Here is a 22,861-nt window from a genome sequence, read left to right on the forward strand (position 1 = left end):
TTAATATATAACTAAATATCAATAAATTATAAAGAAATATTTATGTAACATTCATGTAACGGAAATGCAACAAACGGGGCGTTATTTTGTATTGTATTAAAGAAAATGTTACATGATGAATGACTTCTTAGAACTCTACAAAAGGATTGAATATTTAAGGAACAACGGTACGAAGATGAAAGAAATAGCCGATTGGGTGGGAATGGCTCCGAGCGTATTGTCATCGCTCTATACAACTGTCTTGCCCGCCTATTTTGAATCGGCCAAAACAATGCTGCAGGAAGAGGCGCTCGACCAGGCGCTATCGCTGGTTAATAACGTATCCAAAAGAAAACTGCTTTCGGGACTGGAAGACACGCTGAACCGTCTCGACGAACTGGAACCAGCGGCATTGCACACACAGAAAGGGATTCCTTTCATCGAGTCGCTCAACGAGGAATTATCTCTTTCCGCCCGGAAGACAGCCAACATCTGCGGGTTATATACCAGCTATAGCCTCTCCTCCTCCAGCGATTGCCTGAAATGCGAACCTTATATAATCACATTGTCCGACAATAAGGACCATATCCGTATCGGCCGGCTCAATGCATACGATGAAGCACAATGGGGCATCGGGGTAAACGGGGACCCTCAAAACTTCTATTGCATGTTCAGTGAAAATCCGGTTCCCCCGTTAACGCTGGTTACTGTCTATCTGCAAATTCCCATGTTCAAGAATCCCCGCCAGCTGCGCGGTTTATATCTGGGACTGGATTACAACCGCAATCCGGTCGCCCGCCGTATCGTCCTCATAAAGGAATCAGAAAGTACGGACATCGCAGAGTTTCTGGCAATGAAAAACGGCCTGATAGCCAAAGAAGACTTCACGCCCGAACAACAATCCTATTACGACTACACCTGCCAGACCGGCGATTACATCAAAATGTGCACCGTCCCTTCTCTCCGCATGGATGAAAGCGACCTGATAAAAGAAAAGAAGATGCTGGCATTATAAAGCCGGCATCTTCTTCCCTGATAGTTCCTTTATAAACTCCTTATAGTTTCCTTACAATTTCCTTATTAGGAAACTGCGGTTTCCTGCCTTGGAAACTCGCGTTCCCTGCCCAGGAAATTACAGTTCCCCGGGCAGGGAACTACAGTTTCCTGAAACAGGAACTACGAGGAAACTGTAATCGACTAGCGAATAACATTATAAGTCATTTTGCCCCGGTGCCGTTTTTCATCCTTATTCCTTTTGGAATTTACGGCTTACTTTCACCAGGTTTGCAGTAAACGATACAACGTTCTGCGCTTCCTGTACCATATTCAGATAGACCATGCTTACCTTCGTACTTCCGCTCTGTCCCTGGATACGTTTCAATTCACCTTTTTTCAGGGCGGTGAGCTGGTTGGTCAAGGAGACGGATTCGACTATGACATCGTCCAGGCGATGATAATCGTTCGTTTCAATCATGGCAGCGCAACGTTTCAGATAAGTAATGATGCTCTCCGTCATTTTGCTGAAATCTTCTTTCTGAATATCGTTGAGCGGACTGAAGTTATTATCCACATGCTCCTTGCTGGGTTCTGTCAGACGGCGAACACTGAAGATAATCTCGCTGGCGAAATCATTCCCCTGATAATAATACAATCCCTTTTCGACGGCAATATCGTGTTCCAGATGCGTTACGCCCAGCGTACCGACACGTTTTACTTGCTTCAAATGTATCTTTTTCTCTTCTATTTCGTTCAGGACTTTACGCAGCTCCCGGAGATTTTCATTCATGAAACCATGAACGGAGCGGTCGAGTGCATCCGCGGTAAACAGCAATACCGACTGTAATTCTTCGCGGCTATGTTCACGGAACAAAGAAAGGGCTTCGCGGCTGTCTGTCGTATCACGCAGTTTGGCCACTGTCGTGTTCACTTCTTCCTTCAAGGCTTCTTTCTTCATCTTTTTCTTATAAGCAATCTGACTGCGTATCAACATATAAACTGCCAGGCCGACCATCGCAGCCATCGCCGCGATACCTCCGAAATAAATAACAATAGCAACCAGGAAACAAATCGTAAAAGCAGCTCCCGCCGTAATAAACCATCCGCCGATAACCGACAACACACCGGTAATACGGTAAACTGCACTTTCACGTCCCCAGGCACGGTCGGCCAACGAACTACCCATTGCCACCATAAATGCCACGTAAGTCGTTGAAAGCGGTAACTTCAAAGAAGTACCCAACGCAATCAGCAATCCCGAAAGTACCACATTAACCGAAGCACGGACCAGGTCAAAGCTGGCTTTGTCTTCCAGAATAATTTCATCATTATTAAACCGGCTGTCAACCCAGTCCTTTACCTTTGGAGGAACCACACTCAGAATCGTGCTGGAAGCATTATTGCAAGTACGGACCAGCATACGTGCCACCGGCGATGTTCCGAAGCTCTCGTTTCCTTCCGACTGGCGGGATAAATCCAGCGAAGTCTTCACCACATTATGCGCCTTCTTGGAAGTAGCCAGTGCAATCACCATCACCAGACCCGAACCGACCAGGAAATACCAGGGTGTCTGAGCCGGGGCAAGCAGCGAACCCATCAGGAATGTATCCGTCGTCGTCGTTCCCCCCTGTGCCATCAAATCCATATAAGAAGAATAGCCGACCAGAGGAACACCGATAAAGTTCACCAGATCATTTCCGGCAAAAGCCAGCGCCAGGGCAAAAGTACCCAGCATCACAATAATCTTGAATACATTCACTTTCAGCCAGTGAAGGATTTGCATTAGGATAGTGAAGAAAATAAAAGCTCCCCACACAACCATGCTGGTATTGCCGTAAATAAGCTCTTTCAGATTACCGGTCATAAACGAACTTTCCTTCAACCCTTTTATCAGCATAAAATAAAGGATGGAAGTAGCCGCCAGACCGCCAAACAGCGCTATAAAGTATTTTGTATGTTTCTTATAATTAAATGTAAAGATGAGACGCGAAATATACTGCACCACGCTTCCGAAGAAGAAAGCAATCGCCACAGAAAGGAAGATGGCCAGAATCACGGTAAAGGCCTTATCGGTATTCAGCAAATCCCCCAACTGCAAAGCACCGTTGGAATTGGCTATCTTGACCAGCGACAGGGCCACCGTACCTCCCAGCAATTCAAACACAAGCGAAACGGTCGTCGATGTCGGCATCCCCAATGAATTAAAGATATCGAGCAGTACGACATCGGTCAACATGACAGCCAGCAGGATACACATAATCTCGGAGAAAAAGAAGTGTTGCGGCTGATAAATCCCATGCCGGGCAATATCCATCATACCGTTAGACAAAGAAGCGCCGACAAAAATACCGATTGCGGCGATGACCATAATAGTTTTAAACGATGCGGCCCTCGAACCGATTGCAGAATTCAAAAAGTTTACTGCGTCATTACTAACTCCGACCGACAGGTCAAATACCGCCAGCACGAAAAGAAAAATTACGAGGAACAGATAGAATGTTTCCATAAATGAGTGTTACATATTCGACAACAAAGGTCTGAAACAAATATTTCACATGTGTTACACAGATATTACAAACATGTTACAATTGTTAAAACGCCCTTATTATTAAAACAAGGGAGAAAAAAGAAAGTTAGCGCGCAGGAGGCTTTTCTTTTATAAATATGGAATACCGAACCCGGCAGACCGTATCGGACACAATACACTGATATCGAAACAGCCCCATCTTCCTTGACATTCTTTCCAAAACTATTTCCCCAAAAACGAGTCTTCATCCTTATTAAAGAACCTCAGATGAATACATTAGCTGATATTTGCCTGCCATTCTTCCTAATTTGGTTGATTAATGAAACAAATCATAATCACAAATCACATACATTTGTAATATAAAACTTATTGGGAAATAAGGGGGTCGGTTAAGTAAGAGAGGGAAAGACCTGGAGTTAAATCCAGACTTTCCCTTTCATTTTTTTGTATCTTCCAAACTACAACAATATTTCTTTCCATACCAGTAGGGGTATTTTCAAAATTCCTGTCTTAGTAATAAACGATATAACTCGGTCTATAACCAATATCTTTACAATATCACTTCGATTTTTTCCATTTTTTTCGTTCCTTTACAGTTTCAATACTGTAAAGGAACATTTTTCATGAGACGGATAACAACCTTATTTCTACTTATTCTTTTTGCTTTTTCAGTTTTTGCAACGCCGGATTCTTCACCTATCGACTGGAAATTATCAGGCCGTTTATTCCTGGATGGCGGTGTTTATATTCATTCTCCCAAAGAGTTACATGCCGGAGCGCATATAGCAGATGTCCGGCTGGCAGCCAAAGTCCGTATCTATTCGAACTGGTATACCAAAATAGATGTAGGCTTTGCAAATAATAAGATAACACTGAAAGATGCATTTACCGAATATGGCAAAGACGGGAATTATTTCCGTGCCGGTTATATGCTCGGCTATTACAGTATAGACCAGTCCACCAGCACAAATGATTTAATTTTCAACACAGCCTCCAATGTGGCAGAAACTTTCTATCCGGACCGCAGAATAGGCATATCCTACACACGTTCCCTTCCTTCCTATTATTTATCAGCCGGTGCTTTTTGCGGTGACGGACTCAGTTTCTCCGAGACAACCAAACCCGGTTATAACTTTTCCGGACGTGTCGTCTGGCGTCCGGTGAACTCTCCGGGACAATTATTCCATATAGGCACGGGAGTTTTATTCAAGGTCCCTGATGAAAATACGGAAACCGGCGAACAACAAATCCGGTTAAAGACAAAAGGCGTCACTTACATACCTTCCCCACGGACACTGGATTTGACATTCGAACATGCCAAAAATCAGGTTCAGTCGAACGTAGAATGCCTGTTGTTTCAAAAAAAATGGCTGTTACAAACAGAGTTTCTTTACACGAAAATCAAACAAAATTCTTCCCTACCCTCCTATTCTGCCCACGGAGGATATATATTGGGCGGATTCCTCTTAAAAGGGAGCAAATATGCTTACGATGCACTCGATGCAATACCGGTGATGCCTGAAGACCCACATTCCATTCTTCTTGCCTGCCGTTACAATTATACGAACCTGAATGATTTCAGCAGCCATATCACAGGAGGAAGCCAGCATGACGTATCCATCGGCATCAACTATTATTTCAACAAATACATTTCCTCCCGCCTGAACTACGCACATCTTTGGATGGACAAGTATTCTGCATTGGGTAAATGCGAAATCAATATGATGCAGGTTCGATTGCAAGTACGGTTTTAACAATTACCAGTCAATAAAAAACTCTTGCCAGCTGTCAATGATACGGCCGGCAAGAGCTTTTTTATTTGCTTTCCTATTACTTACAATAATTCAGCACTTCCAAATTAGTAATCGTACTCTTGAAATTTCCGGCCTTTTCCAGCGGGAAAACCAATGTACGAACATAGCTCATGGAATCTTTTCCTCCGTTGAAGAAACGTTTTTGGATATTCAAATCTTCCTTCAACTGTCCGTTTACATATAAACGAGTCGATTTCTCATCTCCGCTGATAGCAATTGAAGCCATTTCATCGGGGTAGAACTGATAGTTGAACGTATTCAGATAACCGTCACGGGCAAATCCCAGTTTGCCTGAAACAGGATCGGACAGATAGAAGACGGCATCCGGCGAACGGAATAACTCTGTTCCGCGTTCTTCGGGAACTGATGTGATATTAAAAGAAACAGTATACTGATAACCTATTTCCTTCAGCCCGGTCTCGGTTCCCGGCTTCAATGTTTCCTGATTATATACGGCACGCGGTGTTTTACCGATACGACCGGCTACATTGACTCCCGGACCTTCACTCAAGGAAAGGCGAGCCGCATTGAATGTTTCATAAGGAACTTTACAGTCTTTGCCAGTCCACATCTTTACAGCCAGTGTCTGCAAAGCCGGGAATACGCGGTAATGAATATCCTTCGTACTGATTCCGTTACCGGCATGGTCATTCCAAACGGCAAACATTCCTCCTTTAATCTGTTTATGCTTTTCAGGGAAAACCTCTTTCCCGATGTGCGCCGGAGTCCATTCTTTATACAACATTTCCGTATTCAGATAATCATAATAATAACCCGCAGCCGGAACGATATACAAATAACCGTCCGGTACGCTGAGCAGGTCGTATCCCTGCTTGATCATATCCTTCGGTTCGGCATAACCATTATACCATGCATTCATCAATACATTCTTTGATTTTACGGGAGTATCGCCTTTAGCATGGGTCAGGGCACCCCACACACATGCCTGTTTACCGAAACCTTCCACGAAACGAATGTAATGATCAGTGAATTCGCGGAATTTTTCCACTACATCTTTCTTTTTATTTGAATATTCGTCTGTTCCGATATGTACTCGTTTACCGACAAATACAGGATTCCTGCCTTCCAGATATTCCCGGAACAAGCTGTCTACAAACTGATAAGTCTCCGGCTTGAACAAATCCAGATGGTCCATGCCATATTCCTCACTACCGATTTCCGGACGATAATGCGTCAATGCCAGAGAATGAGCGGGGACATCTATTTCCGGAATGATTTCTACGCCCAGACTATCAGCCATCAACTGGAAATCAATAAATTCTTTCTTTGTATAATAGCCGTCACGTGACGTCAGCCCCGGAAAGAACTCGCTTTCCAGGCGGAATGCTGCATATGTTTTGTTCCAGTCATGTTCAAAATACTGTTTGAAAGCGTTATCATTCAGGTGAACCTGTAACGTATTCATCTTATAATAGGCCATCATCTTAACGTAATCGCGCAGAAAGTTCATCGGGATAAATTTACGGCCGCAATCCATCATAAAACCGCGGATCGCATAATCCGGATAATCGCGCATTGAACCTTTTGACAAAGCCAGGTCGCTGTTTTGCTCCGTCATCTGAAGAAGCGTACGGGTTGCCCAGTATAAACCTTTAGCTTTAGGAGCCGATACGGTTACACGGTCAGCAATTTTCACTGCATATCCTTCTTCACCCAGTTGTTTGTCTCCGGATATGGAGAAAACAAAGTCACCGGCAGAGGCTCTTCCCTGCACGACAGCCAACTTACGCCCGAACATTGTTTCATAATCTTCGGCAAACTGATTGGCTACACGGGCAACGGCAGGATCTTTACCCGCATAAACAATACGGGAAGTAGCAGAAGGAGTAAACATTCCCTGAGCACCTCTCCATTCCTGTAATTCAGGTATCACGAACGGTTTCTCGTTATTGGCAGCAAAACTTTTCCCTAAAAAGAGAGTACACGCTGCAACCAGCATTAAATAGCGTTTTATCTTCATTGTATTTTAAATTTAAGCGTACAATATTACTGCTTTTTACTCATCTGCACAAACCGGAAATGAAGGAATAGTTAAAAGATGACTAATAAAAAGGCGGTTTCTGATTGATTTATTACTTTTGTGCTCAAAAACATATAAATGAGTTACAAATGGAACACACGGACGGAACTTTTACTGGGGGCCGAACGGATGGAGTACTTGTCACATTGCCATGTGTTGGTCGTAGGACTCGGAGGCGTCGGGGCTTATGCAGCCGAGCAGATATGCCGTGCCGGGATAGGACATATGACCATTGTTGATGCGGATACGGTGAACGACAGCAATATTAACCGCCAACTGCCGGCTCTACATTCTACCTTGGGGATGCAGAAAGCGGAAGTTGTGGGACAACGTTTACTGGATATCAACCCGCGATTGAAGCTGACAATACTCAATGAATTCCTGCGTGACGAACGGACAGAAGAGGTTCTTTCTGCCCAAAAGTACGATTTCATCGTGGATGCCATCGATTCACTCAGTCCGAAAGCATATCTGCTATATCATGCTTACCGACGTGAAATCCCCATTGTTTCATCCATGGGTGCCGGAGCAAAGATCGATCCGTCGCAGGTGAAAATCGCTGACATTTCCAAGACATGCAACTGTGCACTGGCAAAAGCGGTGCGCAAACGGCTTCGGGGAATGGGACTAAACAAAGGTATTCCGGTCGTTTTCTCTACAGAAATCGCCAATCCGGAAGCCGTAGTGGAAGTGGAGAACGAACAATGCAAGCGGACGACTACCGGGACAGTTTCGTATATGCCGGCTATTTTCGGCTGTTATCTGGCTTCCTATGTAATAAGAAATATTTAATCAACATGATACAAACGCAGGGTATTACTAAAAGTTTCGGGAATTTACAGGTTTTGAAGGGCATCGACCTGACGATCAATAAAGGTGAAGTTGTAGCTATCGTCGGCCCCAGCGGTGCTGGAAAAACAACGTTGCTCCAGATTATCGGGACATTGGATACGCCCGACAACGGTAAATTATTTATTAACGAAACAGAAACGGGCAAACTTTCCGAAAAAGAACTGGCTGCCTTCCGTAATAAGAATATCGGCTTTGTATTTCAGTTCCACCAGCTACTACCGGAATTTACAGCGTTGGAAAACGTAATGATCCCGGCACTGATTGCCAGGGAAAAGGCGTCCGACGCAGAAAGAAGAGCGAAGGAAATACTTGATTTCATGAAACTATCGGATCGTATGACTCATAAACCGGCTGAATTATCCGGTGGCGAGAAACAACGCGTTGCCGTAGCCCGTGCATTAATCAATAACCCCGCCGTCATCCTGGCTGACGAACCTTCGGGCAGCCTGGATACAAAAAACAAAGAAGAATTACACAGCCTTTTCTTCGAATTGCGCGACCAGATGCACCAGACATTTGTGATAGTAACGCACGATGAACAACTGGCTGCCAACACCGACCGCGTAATTCATATCAAGGACGGGGTTGTTTTATTATAAATAGAAAGAGGACAAATAATCTATGGCAAATAAAGATAGAGTAACTTTTGGAAGTAAAATCGGAGTAATATTAGCAACTGTAGGGTGTGCTGTAGGCTTGGGTAGTATCTGGCGTTTTCCTTATATGGTAGGATCGAACGGTGGAGGAGCTTTCCTGCTGGTCTTTATGATATGCACTGTTTTACTGGGCCTTCCTATCATGATCACCGAATTTTTTATCGGCCGCCACTCACGCAGAAACGCTGCCGGAGCTTTTAAGGAGTTGGCGCCGGGAACACAATGGTCGCTGATCGGCTATAACGGAGTCTTGGCTGCATTTCTTATATTGGGTTTCTATTCCGTCGTTTCCGGATGGACACTGGAATATATCTGGCAGGCAATGACCGGCTCTTTGTCGGGAAAGACTACTGCCGAGTTTACCACCGAGTTCGAAGCCTTTTCCTCCAGCGCACTCAGACCGATCGGTTGGACAATCGTATTCATCGCAATAACACATTTCATCATCGTCTCAGGGGTTGAGAAGGGAATCGAAAGGGCATCCAAGATCATGATGCCGGCCTTATTCCTTATACTGCTGGTATTATGTATACGTTCCATAACCCTGCCGGGGGTAAACGAAGGATTGTCTTTCCTGTTCAAACCGGACTTCGAGAAGATCACCTCCTCCGTTATTTTAAGTGCTATGGGACAAACATTCTTTTCTCTGAGTATCGGGATGGGGTGTCTGATCACCTATTCTTCTTATTTCGGGAAAGATACGAATCTGCAATTAACAGCGATACAGGTGACTGTTCTGAACACTTTTGTCGCATTACTGGCCGGTATCATGGTATTCCCTGCCGTATTCAGCTTTGGTATTGAACCGACAGCTGGCCCGGAACTGGTGTTCATCACCCTTCCGAATATCTTCGAACAGTTACCTTTCGGAAATATATGGTCTTTCATATTCTTCATTCTACTAGCTTTGGCAGCTTTGACCTCTACCATTTCCCTGCATGAAGTGGCAACGGCCTATGTACATGAAGAATATCATATGACCAGAAAGAAAGCGGCCTGGATCGTTTCTGCCGGTGTTGCCGTCATCGGAGCCCTTGCTTCTCTCTCTTTCGGTCTATTGAAAGAATATACCATCGGCGGAATGATCATTTTTGATGCACTGGACTATCTCACAGCAAAAATTATGATGCCTATCGGCGGAATGATGATCTGCGTATTTGTCGGTTTACGCATCGAAAGAAAAGTATTGAAAGAAGAATTGACGAATAAAGGAACAATTACCTTTTACTTCTTCAATACGTATGCGTTCTTTATAAAATACATCGCTCCCGTAGCAATCGGCCTGATCTTCCTGAACGAATTGGGACTGATCAAAAAGATAACCTCCTTGTTTTGAAAATAAAAAGGTATAAATTATTTGCTTATCAACAGGTAACTTATAACTTTGCAAAAGAATATTCATCATTTAATAATTATCAGTATGGAAATCAAAACCGTCTCAAAGAAAAGAAAGTTACTTCCCGGATTAGACATGACTCGGGAAGAATTTATTGCCCGCGTTCGTAAAGCCGAAGAAGGACCATTTTATACATTGGAAGAAGGATTCGAAATGATGCGGCAATGGAGGGAACAAAGGAAAAAGCATTGATTGTCTCTTCCGAATTTTTCATCTCTGCAGACAATATATACTCTTACGGAACAGAATTATTCGGGGAATATCAAGCAATTAAATATGAAAACCTTATCTATGAAGAAGTCAGACAACTACCTTCAAGATATTTAATCCATCCGGAATGCAGATATATGCCAACCCAAAATAAGATGTACAGAACCATTATGCTCCCTGCCCATTTTATTTTATACCGCATTACTAACAAACGGATTGAAGTGCTAGACATCATTTCCTATAAGGAAAGCATCTCACATATCAAAAACCGACGAAATATCAAACCATAATATCTTATAAACTATGAATTGGCGTGATTTACTCTATTTTTCCCAAGGAGAACGCAGAGCCTTAACTCTCTTGCTCTGCCTTATCTCTATTTCCTGGATCATTTTATTATTAACTGATGATAAACCGAAACAAATTCCTAAAGAGAATGTTCAGATCATTGAACCGGCTAAAACAGCTCAAAAAATCGTTTCAAAGAAACCGAATCCGGAAAAGGTAAAAACTCCTGCATCCGGGAGAAAAAACAATTCCTCCCGAGAGAAAAATAAATTTCATTCGGGAGAAACCCCAAATACATCCGAAAGAAGGACTTTTCCTAAAACAGAAAAATACCCTGTCGGAACTGTTGTCGAACTAAATACTGCCGACACCACAATCCTGAAAAAAGTTCCCGGGATCGGAAGCACTTTTGCCCGCCGGATCATAAAATACAGAGAACTGCTGGGAGGTTTCTATACTGTAGAACAACTTCGTGAAGTGTACGGTCTTGATGAAGAACGATATAATGCGATGAAATCGTGGTTTTCGGCAGATATCTCCCTGATCTGTCCGTTAGAGGTCCATAAAATGTCCTTTAAAGAACTATGCAAACATCCTTATATAAATTATCAGCAAGCCCACATCATCGAACAGCTACGGAAACAGAAAGGGAAGTTATCCGGCTGGGAAAATCTTCAATTACTGGAAGAATTTACTGAAACAGATAAAGAAAGACTGACTCCTTATTTATCATTTGAATAAAACAGGAAGTTTATATATATTTGTAAAAAAGAAAGCTATGATTTATCTCAAACAAGCACAATTACTTAACCCTGCCGAAGTGGAAGGCCCGGTAGAAGAGCTCAAATATCCGTTCAGAGCCGCAGCAGTACGGTACATCGAATCGATTGTTTTCCGAAAACCGGTTACTTTCCTGGTCGGAGAAAACGGAGCTGGCAAGTCAACCTTGCTCGAAGGCATCATGTTCAAATACGAAGAACGGGATGAAGACAGCCAGGGCATGCTATATGACGGAAAAGAAGCCTGGAAATCCTATTCAAACGTATTGCCCCAATGCATCCGCCTCATCGAAGAGCGGAAACCGTTCGACCATTTCTTCTTCCGGGCAGAATCTTTCTTCGAACATGCTGCCGAAATAGATGCCAAATCGATGAAAGACATACTAAACTATGGCCGCGATTATTCTATGGCAGCTTACGGAGGACGCCGCCTCCTCGAACAGTCGCATGGTGAAAGTTTTCTTAGCACTTTTCTGAATTATGCAGGAAGAAATACCCTTTTCATCCTTGATGAGCCGGAAGCAGCCCTATCGCCTCAACGCCAGCTGGCTTTACTGGTCCGGATACAAGAACTGGTGGCACAAGGCTGCCAACTGATTATTTCCACGCATTCTCCCATCATCATGGCTTACCCGGGAGCAGATATCTATTCCATAGATGAGGATGGAGCACATATTACTCCGTATGAGGAAACACAACATTATCAATTAACGAAGTATTTTCTGACTCATACGGAGCAAATGCTCAGGGAATTGGGAATAAAGTAAAATTACTTTTCCCAGGCATTCACGATTTCTGCCACATATACATTATGCAGATTACCCGCCAATGCGCTGTACCATTTTTCATACAAAGCCGGATCGATAAAACTATTTTTATCCATCTTTGTCACATAAAGCGTTTTGCACTCCAACGTCAGGCGTGACTCTTCAAAACAGGGATTTCCGAGCTCCGTGAAATAAGGAGTCAGGCCTGTAGCCGCCACTTTATCCATATCACGGCCTGATTTGGATCCACAGACCTTATGAGCCGCTTTGTGTTCTTCCCCCAGGAAAGAGAGCGTAAAACACCCTTTTTCATCGACAAATTCACGGGTATAACGCTCCGGACGGATGAAAACAAACACCACCGGTTTGTTCCAAAGGAAACCTACGCCGCCCCAACTGGCTGTCATCATATTAAACTTATCCTTATCACCGGCACTTACCAGCATCCACTCCTTCCCGATAATTTCAATAAAGTTATCCTTTATCAGATTGGGTTCAATTGCTTTCATACTTTATACTCTTTAATTTCCTTCAAAGATACAAAGAATATTATTTACCCGTACTCATTACGCCCGAATCACTGTCACTATTGTTCAAACGTTTCTGTCCGGCCTTATATGTACGTCCGAAAGAGAAATTATACGATACCGAAACAACAAAAAGACGGGAACTTTCCTTGATATAAGAAGTTTTTTTGCTGGAAGCATATTGATTCCAATTCTCGGACTGCACTTTCCAGTTATCGGAGAAAGGATTAAATGCCCCAATGCCTAAAGAAAGGTTCTTGAAATTATATTTCGCCATAAGAATCTGAATATTCTCTCCTCCGTCCAACGTTTCACCCCAGAACCAGTTCCAGTTCGTATCCAACTGATACATCAACATAAACTTTTTCCAGGTAAGCGATGCCTGTAAGTTACAATACCAATTTGTATAAGTATGAGAGTAAATATTACCGTTGCTGATATAATGGTTTACTCCGCCTGTAAACGAAAATTGCAGAATATCTTTAATCGGTCCGACACGGAACATGGCAGAACCGGTCACACGCTGCCAGTTTTTCTGATTATTCCAGGTCTGAATGATCTTATTCCCTTCCTGGAATTTCTCATCCATAATAGGATTCGGCAAATATTCATAAGCTCCGTCCAGGTTGGTATAAAAAATACCTTTCTGAAATTCGTAAGTAAGAGCCAGACGATAACGCATATAAGCCTCGAGTTGAGGATTACCCCGTTGCAGTTGCAAAGAGTCGATCACCTGTTCGATAGCACTCAGGTTTCCTAAAGAAGGGGATGAATTTCCGACATAACCTCTTAAACGGACAAATGACTGACCAGGCAAAGCATATTGCAACGTGAACCGCGGATTGAACGTATAATACTGATAAGAATCGTCCGTTCCATCCTGTTTATAATAGGATCGCGAAACACCAACACCTAATGTATAATCGAGTTTCCGAACCTTTCCTTTAAATTCTCCGTAAAGAGAACTTTCAGCCTGGTTCATATGGGTATCATAATTATGCCCGTTGCGATATTCATTATTGGAAAATGATTGTGTATGGCGCAGACCGGTACTCAAACGATTCCCGTTCGCCAGTTTCTTTTCATAAATACCTTCGCCGATTACAGAATATTTATTACCGGAAACGCGATTATTAATATCAGTCAGTGGTTCCTGATCACGGCTTTCCTGATAAAAACGATGGGAAGAGGTACGATTGTAAGTTCCTACCACGTTGAATACCAATGTCTGATCATTTTTCAGATTACGTTGGTAATATAAGTCCAGTGCCGGAACCTGATTGTCCTCGCTATTTAAGTCTACCATGTCTACATAATCATCCGGATTTTCCAGGTTGGAAAGAATTCCCCGGTAATCCCAGTTTGGCTGGTGGTTGTTCCAATAACGAAATGTAGCATTAAACAAATATTTTTCAGGATCCTGAATACTGTAATTCAGGTTCACATTATGCATAAACATACGGGCATGACTCGGATCGCCAGTCTCTTTTCGATGCAGCTCTGTCCCATCCGCCAAATGAAAAATTTCTTCATTATCTCTCGACATGCCATAGAAATCGCGCGGACCGATACGATAAGAAGCGCCAAACTCTGATTTTTTGTGGTTGATCTTTCCTGAAAAACGATGTTCCCCCCATAAAGCATTCACCCCCTGGCTCATATCCAGACTCAATGTTCCTCCCGTTTCCGGACGGCGAACAATATAATCAAGCACAACTTCCGCATTACCATAGCGCAATCCGGGATTATCATGATATTCTATACGGATAATATCGGAAGGCAATAATGACTTTATTTCCTGCAATTCTACTTTCACACCGTTAATGCGAAGTTGCACTTCTCCGTTTCCCGGCACTTTAATTTCGCTTGACATCGGATTTACTTGTATTTTAGGCAACATCAGCTGTTGAAGTAAATCCATCCCGTTCGTAGAAGCCTTTACCTGCCGGTCAGAAGGGAACACCAGCTTCCGGTCGGAGCGGCTGCTTGTATTGGAGGCACTGACAGTAACGCCGTCCAAAGAAACCGAGGCATCCTCCATCGGAATATCCCCCAAAGTCACGCTCTTATTAAACCCATTCAGGGAGACATACTGTGTTTCATATCCCAGACTGGAAATAACCAGCAGATAATCTCCGCTTTTCACCTTATCTAATACAAAACTGCCCTTTCCATCGGTAGTTGTTCCAAGGACAAACACGGAATCCATCGTTTGCAGAACAACATTTGCAAATTCAAGCGGCTCCTTATTCCGTCCATCCTTCACCAGACCTTTTATCCCTAAATTTTGAGCAAAAGCTCCCTGCATCATGCAGCCAAGCAGCATGATACCGAATATAATTCGTCTCATAAGTTTATTGTTTTTTATCTGTCGCAGGGTGGCCTCTCCTGCTTTCGTTTGTTTCTATTCATAAGACGGAACAACCCGGGAAAAGGTTACATCCATTTTGAAAAAAAGTAGATTTCTTTTTTTATTCCTGTTTAACATCTTATGTTTCAGTATTAAAGAAAAACAGTATCTTTGAATAAAACAAACAACACACATGGATATATTAAACACCTGGATCAGCGCCATTAACGATGTTTTATGGTCATATATATTAATTATCATGCTATTGGGTTGTGCCGTCTGGTTTACCCTGAAAACTCGTTTCGTACAATTCCGCATGATAAAAGAAATGATAAAATTGCTTGGAGATTCTACCGGAAAATCTAAAAACGGTGAAAAACATATCTCTTCTTTTCAGGCATTTGCCGTATCGCTGGCAAGCCGTGTCGGAACAGGCAATCTGGCGGGAGTAGCTACGGCAATTGCGGTTGGCGGTCCGGGAGCCGTATTCTGGATGTGGATCATTGCTTTATTAGGAGCCTCCAGCGCCTTCGTCGAATCGACATTAGCACAATTATATAAAAGAAGAGGAAAAGACTCCTTTATCGGAGGGCCGGCCTATTACATGGAACGCGGCCTCGGGTTACGATGGATGGGCGTGTTTTTTGCTGTATTGATTTCTATCACTTTCGGCTTCGCCTTCAATTCGGTACAAAGTAACACGATCTGCGCGGCTTGGGAAGGGGCCTTCGGATTCGACCACAGGATTATTGGCGGCATACTAACCATCCTGACCATCCTCATTATCTTTGGTGGCATTCAACGGATCGCGAAAGTGAGCAGTATTATTGTTCCTGTAATGGCTCTCGGATATGTTGCGCTGGCATTAGGCATCGTTCTTTTCAATATAGGAAAACTTCCGGCCGTACTGGAACTCATCATCGGTAATGCTTTCGGATGGGAACAGGCTATCGGCGGAACGGTCGGAGCCGCTTTGATGCAAGGAATCAAACGGGGCCTGTTCAGTAATGAGGCAGGTATGGGTTCGGCTCCGAACGTAGCGGCAACAGCCGATGTATCGCACCCCGTAAAGCAAGGTCTTATCCAGACATTAGGTGTTTTCACTGACACACTGATCATCTGCACCTGTACGGCCTTCATCATCCTTTTCAGCGGTGCCCCGCTCGACGGAAGCGTGAACGGCGTACAACTGACGCAACATGCACTGACCAATGAGGTTGGAAGTATCGGCAGTATCTTCGTCGCTGTAGCCATTTTGCTGTTCGCATTCAGCAGTATAATCGGTAACTATTATTACGGAGAAGCCAATATACGATTTGTCACTCAAAAGAAAAGCGTGTTGTTCACCTACCGCCTGTTAGTCGGTGGAATGGTGATGTTCGGTGCTTTGGCAAGCCTCGACCTGGCCTGGAGCCTGGCCGATATAACAATGGGACTGATGACGATCTGCAACCTGATTGCCATCTCCCTGCTCGGTCGTCAGGCATTCCTCTTACTCAATGATTACATCACCCAGAAACGAAAAGGAATAGCAAGCCCCGTATTCACCAAAAACAGCATCCCTGAGCTGAAGGACAAGGCAGAATGTTGGTAAAAAGCATCATACATTTTGTATGATACAAAATGTATGATAAAATAAACTGAAAAGTTGTTCCATAGGCTGGAACTGACTTTCTGAACTTCTTACTGATAGATCAGGCTAAACAACCGCTCCGGCGCGAATACCTCATTCGCCACTTCCTGTATTTCTTCGGCTGTCAGGCTTTCGACCTTGCTGAAAACTTCCGGAAGGGTATCATACCGGTTATAGTGGAGGAAACTCTTTCCCAGACCGAGAAAAAGTCCTTCTTTATTATCTCCCGAAACACCTAACTGGCCGATAACCTGCTTTTTGGCAGCTGCCAGTTGCGTAGCGGACAACTTGATGTCACGTATCTTACCTAACTCTTTATGGACCAGTTTCAGGGCTTTCTCCATATTCTTCGGATCCGTACCAAAGTAGATGCTTGCCAGGCCGGTATCGGTATAAGAAGTAACATTCGATTCCACATTATAAACCAATCCATGCTTCTCACGGAGTGAAACATTCAGACGGTTGTTCATGCCCGGGCCACCTAGCATATTATTAAGCAGGAACAACGGTATCCGTTTTTCATCATGCATACTATAAGCACGACTACCGATCAGTACGTGTGCCTGGTGTGTATCCTTATGTACTTTCTTCACACACGGAAGGATTCCGGCAGGTGCCACCCGGTTGCGGGAAGCAATCGGGAAAGCGATATCCGACAGCAGACTTTCCGCCAGTTTAACGATCTTCTTGAAATCCACGCGCCCCATCGAAAAGAATACCATATTCTCCGGCGCATAGAAACGACGCATAAACGAACGGCCCGATTCAGAATTAAAGGTCAGAAGAGAAGCCTCATCTCCCAATATATTATGTCCCAGCGCATGTCCGTCATAAAGCAAATTCTCGAATTCATCGAAGATCAGTTCCGAAGGGCTGTCCTCATACGAATTGATCTCATCCAGGATCACATCCACTTCTTTTTCTATTTCCTGTTGCGGAAACTGTGAATGGAAGATCAAATCCGTCAGCAATTCGAAAGCACGCTGATAATGTTCTTCCATAAAGATAGAATACACAAATGTCTCTTCCTTGGTCGTATAAGCATTCAGTTCTCCGCCTACATTCTCCATCCGGTTCAGGATATGCCAGGCTTTTCGCTTTTCGGTACCCTTAAACATCATATGCTCCACAAAATGAGCCAGACCAAATTCGTTCGATTCTTCATCCCGGGTTCCGGCATTTACAGCAAATCCACAGTACGAAACCGGCGATTCCATCGGCAAATGTACCATACGAAGACCATTAGGTAAAATATGTGAGAAGTAATGCATTGTTATCTTTTTGCTTATTTAGAACTTGCAAAAGTACAATAAATAAAAGGAGAAAGGAAGAATGCTGGATAAATTTCCGTGGTAGACAATCTTTAAAGTTATACTCAGACCACCTTCCATCCTTCGATATTCCTTGTTTTAGAACTGAAATTTATAGCTAGCTTGACCAATTTGCGGGGATCGTGAGCAAACGGCTCGGCATAACCTTTCTCTTCGATCTGGCGAATCGCTTCTTCTAATGTTCCGTTCAATTTGAACTCCATTATATAAATGTAAGCCGGAGTTTTCAGGATTAGATCCGCCCTTCCACGATTGGTGTGATATTCAGCATCAACATAAAATCCCATCAAGCAACTTATAATATAAAGTACATTTTGGTAATGTTTCTCCAAATCGCCGACCAAGTCGTAAGGAATGTTACAGAAAAAGGTTTGAAGCCTGGAAAAGAAAGAGTCGTAATCGCCAGTTTCCACTTCACCTACAAATTTACGGATATTGAAAGTCGTATCCGTTTCCTTTACATCGGCATAATAAGGCAACAGGTATTTAAAAAAGCCTTCTTTGACCTCCAAATTCGGGAAACCCAACGTATATAATTTGAAGCGCTTATCATATCCTTTGATGGTCAGATATCCACTTTGATAAATTACCGGTATCGGATTTTTCGAAAAGGAATCAATACTATCCAACACATCGGAATCTGTTTCCACCTCTTCCAATTCCCATAAATCATAACGGGATCTTTGCAAAAGGTACACCAGAAAACTTGGTGTTCCCGTTGCAAACCAATAACTATCGGGGCGCATGGCATAAAACGTATTCAGTAAGCTGAAAGGATTATAGATACCCTCCGAATTTTCGGTAAAATGATAACCGTCATAATTTTCCCTTAACAATTCAACAGTTTCATCATAAGTCAGATCCTCTTTGGTTGCCAATGTATGGATATCCAAATCAAAATAATGATGTATCTCCTTTTCAGTCAGACCACAAATAGCGGCGAAATCAGGGTTCATTGAAATGTCGTTCAAGTTATTCAAATCACTGAAAACACTTATTTTCCCAAATTTGGTCACCCCTGTCAAGAAAGCGAATTTGATATAACTATCCATGCTCTTCATCACCCCGTAGAAAGGCTTCAATTGGTTTCGGTACACCTGTTGTAACCTGTCATCTTCGATAGCCTGCAACATCGGTTTATCGTATTCGTCCACCAAAATAACTACCCGTTGCCCCGTTTTCTCATATGCTAAACGAATGACATGAAAAAAACGCTCTTCCGGAGCACGATCGCCATAATGGCTTCCATATTCACGCTCCCATATTTCCAAATGTTTGTTCAATTCTTCCAGCAGGGAATTTTCATCTTCGTAATTTCGTGCATTCAGATCGAGATGAAGCACAGGATAAGTCGTCCAGTCTTTCTCCAATTGTTCGATATCTAACCCCTCAAAAAGTTCTTTTTTCCCGGCGAAATAGGCCTGAAACGTAGAAATCAATAGACTTTTTCCAAAACGTCGCGGACGGCTCAGAAAATAATATGAACCGGTTTTCGCCAACCTGTAAACATACCGGGTTTTATCTATATATACATAATTGTCCTTCCGTATCTTCTCAAAACTCTGTACTCCTATCGGATAATTTCTTTCCATAACTCAACCGGATTAAACATTCAGACAAAGATAAGGATTTAGACTAGAATTCGTTTAATAATGCCTATTTTCATTTAAAGAACCGGGAAGTATTTTAAACACTTCCCAGATCCTCTATATCAGTTTTTTATATAATCCTATTTAGCCGGTTCCATAAATACTTCCAGCATATTCCCTTGCGAAAGTATCTTTTGAGCAATCTCCTGTATCTGCTTTGAAGTCATACCGTCAAGTACTGCTTTATTTGGTGTATGACGATCCAGATTATGGAAATAGTAATCATCGACCACACGCAACCAATAACTGTTTTCTTTCAGATTTTCCGCATATTTCTTCTGCATATTTTCTTTCGTCTTATTAAAATCTTCAATACGCGGACCATCTTTCGCAATACTCTGAAGTTCGTCACGTACAATTTTATTCATTAAATCAGCCTTCTCTGGGTCCGTATCGAAATATGTTTGCAAAGCGACCTCTCCTTTCGGGAAATAACCCAACTGTGAAGAAACGCTGACACCATACGTTCCACCGGCTTCTTCCCTGACCTTCTCCACATAAACAATATCAAGTATTTGTTTCAAGGCGGTGAGCAATGTCATATTTTCGGGTGTAAAATCCAGTTGTCCGGAATAAATGCCGACAATAGAAGCTTTAGGAGTCTCCATCGAACGAGCAAAACGCTTTTCCGTAATTCCCTTTTGCATATGAGCATATACATCTTCCCTACCTTTCGGTTCTTTGCGACCAAGAGAAGGTAAAGTTGCCAAATATTGTTCTATCAGCGGTTTGATAGCATCCGTATCTACATTTCCGACAAATGTGAAAATAAAATCGGATGCATCCGCATAACGTTCTTTATAAAGATCCATCATCCGGGCATAGCTTATATGATCAAAATCAGACAACTGTACACGCATTACACGGGGATTTCCATTATATAGATAAGTGCTCAGTGTATCACTGAACGAAACCATCGGATTGAGATCCAGGTTTGTCAACTGTGATTTCATTCTTTCTTCAAATGAAGCATACGCATCATTATCCATACGAGGCTTATTAAAATAGAGATAGATCAACTGGAACATTGTTTCAATATCCTGCGGAGAGGAAGACCCATCCACTTTCTCACAATCCGGACCAAGAGAAACATAAACATTAACTTTCTTTCCCGCAAGTTTTTTAGCTAAATCCGTTTTGCTGAAATTTCCAACACCACCCAGATTGATTGCACTATTTATCAACTTCTGATTCGCAATATCTTCATCGCCGAACATAGTCGTACCTCCCGGACTGGTGGCTGTCATTAATACCTGGTCATCTTTAAAATCTGTCTTTTTCAGTAAAACCTTAATGCCATTGGACAAAGTCAGTTCCGTTACACCCAGCAACTCATTTTCTTTAGATGATACGATCTTGCCAGGTGCAGGCAATTTCTCTATCAAAGGTTCATCAGACACCGTTTCAACATAAGGCGTCAATTCCTCCTGACGTGCTTTATTAAATACATCCAGCAATTCTTCTTTCGTGGGATATACTAGTCCTTCTTTTTCCGGGCCGGATACAGATATAACAACATTTTTCTCTCCGATTATATCCTGAATATATTGATTGACCTGTTCAAGAGTAACCGACGGTGCTATTTGGTTGATCATAGCATATTCATTTTCTATCCCTGAGATGGACCCCCCGTCTGTAAAATGGCCCACATATCTGTTTGAGTAAGTTCCGTTTTTCTGTTTATCCCGTTCTTTATAATTCGATTCATAATTCTTCAACACATTCACCCGGGCACGTTCATATTCGGAAGCAGTAAACCCATATTTGTTCACCCGCTCTGTTTCGCGCGTAATGGCAGCAAGCGCATCAGTAACCTTTCCTTCTTTTGCAGCACAAAATACATTCCAGGCATCTTTTGTTTTAGCAACAAAGTAATTACCATCATATCCCGAAGCTCCCAGGAACGGAGCATCCGGTTTTTGCAGGATTTCACGGAAACGTTCGTTCATCATGACACTAGAGACATTTTTTATGTAGTTCATCACTATTCCCGCTGCCGATGCTTTTACCTCATCTGGCATTTGATCATGTTTAAAGAATAGGTACACATAAGGAATTGTGGCCTCTTTGTCCTGTGCAACCGAAACCAGAGGTTCCTCATTATCCGGGACCGGATACAGAATACGTTCTGCCGGATTTACAGGTTTAGGCACATCGGCAAACAGCGTCTTTAATTGAGCCTCAATCTTATCCGGATCAATATCACCCACCACAATAACAGCCTGCAAATCGGGACGATACCATTTTTTATAATAAGTACGTATCTCATCATGTTTAAAGTTATTGATCACATCAATACTTCCTATCGGCAAACGATTAGCATACTGGCTACCCGGATACATAGCCGGAAGCTGCTGTTTCATCAAGCGCATGCCTGCATTTCCACTGGTACGCCATTCTTCACGTATGACGCCACGCTCCTTATCGATCTCCTCACCATCCAACGAAATACCGTTAGACCAATCATGAAGCACCAACAGACAGGAGTCGATAATACCCTGACGCGTAACAGGCGCATTCATAATCATATACACAGTTTTATCAAAGCTAGTATAGGCATTCAGATTCTCGCCAAAACGGACACCGACTGTTTCCAGATAGTTAGTCATCATTTTTCCGGGAAAATTTTTTGTTCCGTTAAAAGCCATATGCTCCAGAAAATGAGCTAATCCGGCTTGCGAATCTTCTTCCAGTATGGAACCTACCTGTTGTGCAATATAAAAATCAGCACGGTTTTCCGGCAATTTATTCTGCCGGATATAATAAGTAAGTCCGTTATCCAACTTCCCATATTTTACCTTCGGATCAACAGGAAGAGGTTGCAACTGTTGTGCACAAAGCTGTTGTAAAGCGAATACTGCCACAAACAGCCAACATAATGTTAGATTGAGTTTTTTCATGCGATTATATTTAATATTAATATTGGTTCGAAAAGTACGAATAAAAATCCGGATATTATTCATAAGAGATTGGTTTTATTCGTTTTCAAAAAATAATATTAGACCTCCAGATTCGAGAAACCCAACGTATATAATTTGAAGCATTTATTATATCCTTCGATGGTCG

Annotated in this window: 17 protein-coding genes; 10 read left to right on the plus strand and 7 right to left on the minus strand. The window is 42.7% G+C overall.

Annotation, left to right across the window (positions count from 1 at the left end):
- Positions 1-115: 115 nt before the first annotated feature.
- Positions 116-994 (plus strand): hypothetical protein, encoded by an 879-nt coding sequence (locus NBH14_RS02230; protein WP_186958040.1) that lies wholly within the window; start codon positions 116-118, stop codon positions 992-994.
- A gap of 231 nt (positions 995-1,225) precedes the next feature.
- On the opposite strand, the gene NBH14_RS02235 is transcribed toward NBH14_RS02230, so the two are convergent.
- Positions 1,226-3,481, minus strand: coding sequence for an inorganic phosphate transporter (locus NBH14_RS02235; RefSeq protein WP_128132714.1), 2,256 nt, complete (start codon positions 3,479-3,481; stop codon positions 1,226-1,228).
- A 644-nt stretch (positions 3,482-4,125) separates the two neighbouring features.
- On the opposite strand from NBH14_RS02235, the gene NBH14_RS02240 reads away from it, so the two are divergent.
- Positions 4,126-5,256, plus strand: a complete 1,131-nt coding sequence (locus NBH14_RS02240; RefSeq protein ID WP_128132713.1) for an OprO/OprP family phosphate-selective porin — start codon at positions 4,126-4,128, stop codon at positions 5,254-5,256.
- A 76-nt stretch (positions 5,257-5,332) separates the two neighbouring features.
- Here NBH14_RS02240 and NBH14_RS02245 read toward each other — a convergent pair whose 3' ends face one another.
- Entirely contained in the window at positions 5,333-7,297 is a 1,965-nt protein-coding gene (locus tag NBH14_RS02245) for a beta-N-acetylhexosaminidase (protein ID WP_128132712.1), read from the minus strand.
- Between the two features lie 138 nt (positions 7,298-7,435).
- On the opposite strand from NBH14_RS02245, the gene NBH14_RS02250 reads away from it, so the two are divergent.
- The 7 genes from NBH14_RS02250 (at position 7,436) to NBH14_RS02280 (ending at position 12,305) form a co-directional block, all read left to right on the plus strand.
- On the plus strand, positions 7,436-8,149 hold the full coding sequence (locus tag NBH14_RS02250; protein WP_009860627.1) for a tRNA threonylcarbamoyladenosine dehydratase: 714 nt from the start codon (positions 7,436-7,438) through the stop codon (positions 8,147-8,149).
- A gap of 5 nt (positions 8,150-8,154) precedes the next feature.
- Complete coding sequence (locus NBH14_RS02255; RefSeq protein WP_128132711.1) at positions 8,155-8,808, plus strand: ABC transporter ATP-binding protein; 654 nt, start codon at positions 8,155-8,157, stop codon at positions 8,806-8,808.
- 22 nt (positions 8,809-8,830) lie between these two features.
- Positions 8,831-10,201: a sodium-dependent transporter gene (locus NBH14_RS02260; protein WP_128132710.1), complete on the plus strand. Its 1,371-nt coding sequence runs from the start codon at positions 8,831-8,833 to the stop codon at positions 10,199-10,201.
- An 84-nt stretch (positions 10,202-10,285) separates the two neighbouring features.
- Positions 10,286-10,453 (plus strand): hypothetical protein, encoded by a 168-nt coding sequence (locus tag NBH14_RS02265; protein WP_158579621.1) that lies wholly within the window; start codon positions 10,286-10,288, stop codon positions 10,451-10,453.
- Complete coding sequence (locus NBH14_RS02270; RefSeq protein WP_128132709.1) at positions 10,426-10,761, plus strand: type II toxin-antitoxin system RelE/ParE family toxin; 336 nt, start codon at positions 10,426-10,428, stop codon at positions 10,759-10,761. The genes NBH14_RS02265 and NBH14_RS02270 overlap by 28 nt, the downstream gene beginning before the upstream one ends.
- 13 nt (positions 10,762-10,774) lie before the next feature.
- Complete coding sequence (locus NBH14_RS02275) at positions 10,775-11,500, plus strand: ComEA family DNA-binding protein (protein ID WP_128132708.1); 726 nt, start codon at positions 10,775-10,777, stop codon at positions 11,498-11,500.
- Positions 11,501-11,537: 37 nt separating this feature from the next.
- Positions 11,538-12,305 (plus strand): AAA family ATPase, encoded by a 768-nt coding sequence (locus tag NBH14_RS02280; RefSeq protein WP_010801307.1) that lies wholly within the window; start codon positions 11,538-11,540, stop codon positions 12,303-12,305.
- A gap of 2 nt (positions 12,306-12,307) precedes the next feature.
- On the opposite strand, the gene NBH14_RS02285 is transcribed toward NBH14_RS02280, so the two are convergent.
- The gene (locus tag NBH14_RS02285; protein WP_128132707.1) at positions 12,308-12,814 is read right to left on the minus strand and encodes a flavin reductase family protein; all 507 of its coding nucleotides are present in this window, start codon (positions 12,812-12,814) and stop codon (positions 12,308-12,310) included.
- A gap of 40 nt (positions 12,815-12,854) precedes the next feature.
- Positions 12,855-15,182 (minus strand): TonB-dependent receptor, encoded by a 2,328-nt coding sequence (locus NBH14_RS02290; RefSeq protein WP_186958039.1) that lies wholly within the window; start codon positions 15,180-15,182, stop codon positions 12,855-12,857.
- Positions 15,183-15,375: 193 nt separating this feature from the next.
- Between NBH14_RS02290 and NBH14_RS02295 the strand changes: the two genes are divergently transcribed.
- Complete coding sequence (locus NBH14_RS02295) at positions 15,376-16,776, plus strand: alanine/glycine:cation symporter family protein (RefSeq protein ID WP_186958038.1); 1,401 nt, start codon at positions 15,376-15,378, stop codon at positions 16,774-16,776.
- Positions 16,777-16,865: 89 nt separating this feature from the next.
- Here the strand turns inward: NBH14_RS02295 and NBH14_RS02300 are convergent, their stop codons facing one another.
- The 3 genes from NBH14_RS02300 to NBH14_RS02310 form a co-directional block, all read right to left on the minus strand.
- On the minus strand, positions 16,866-18,086 hold the full coding sequence (locus NBH14_RS02300; protein WP_010801302.1) for a M16 family metallopeptidase: 1,221 nt from the start codon (positions 18,084-18,086) through the stop codon (positions 16,866-16,868).
- 104 nt (positions 18,087-18,190) lie between these two features.
- Entirely contained in the window at positions 18,191-19,738 is a 1,548-nt protein-coding gene (locus NBH14_RS02305; protein ID WP_186958037.1) for a PD-(D/E)XK nuclease domain-containing ATP-binding protein, read from the minus strand.
- 137 nt (positions 19,739-19,875) lie between these two features.
- Complete coding sequence (locus tag NBH14_RS02310) at positions 19,876-22,695, minus strand: M16 family metallopeptidase (protein WP_186958036.1); 2,820 nt, start codon at positions 22,693-22,695, stop codon at positions 19,876-19,878.
- Positions 22,696-22,861 lie beyond the last annotated feature (166 nt).

It is taken from the genome of Parabacteroides caecihominis (genome assembly GCF_023656785.1).
Lineage (GTDB): Bacteria > Bacteroidota > Bacteroidia > Bacteroidales > Tannerellaceae > Parabacteroides > Parabacteroides segnis.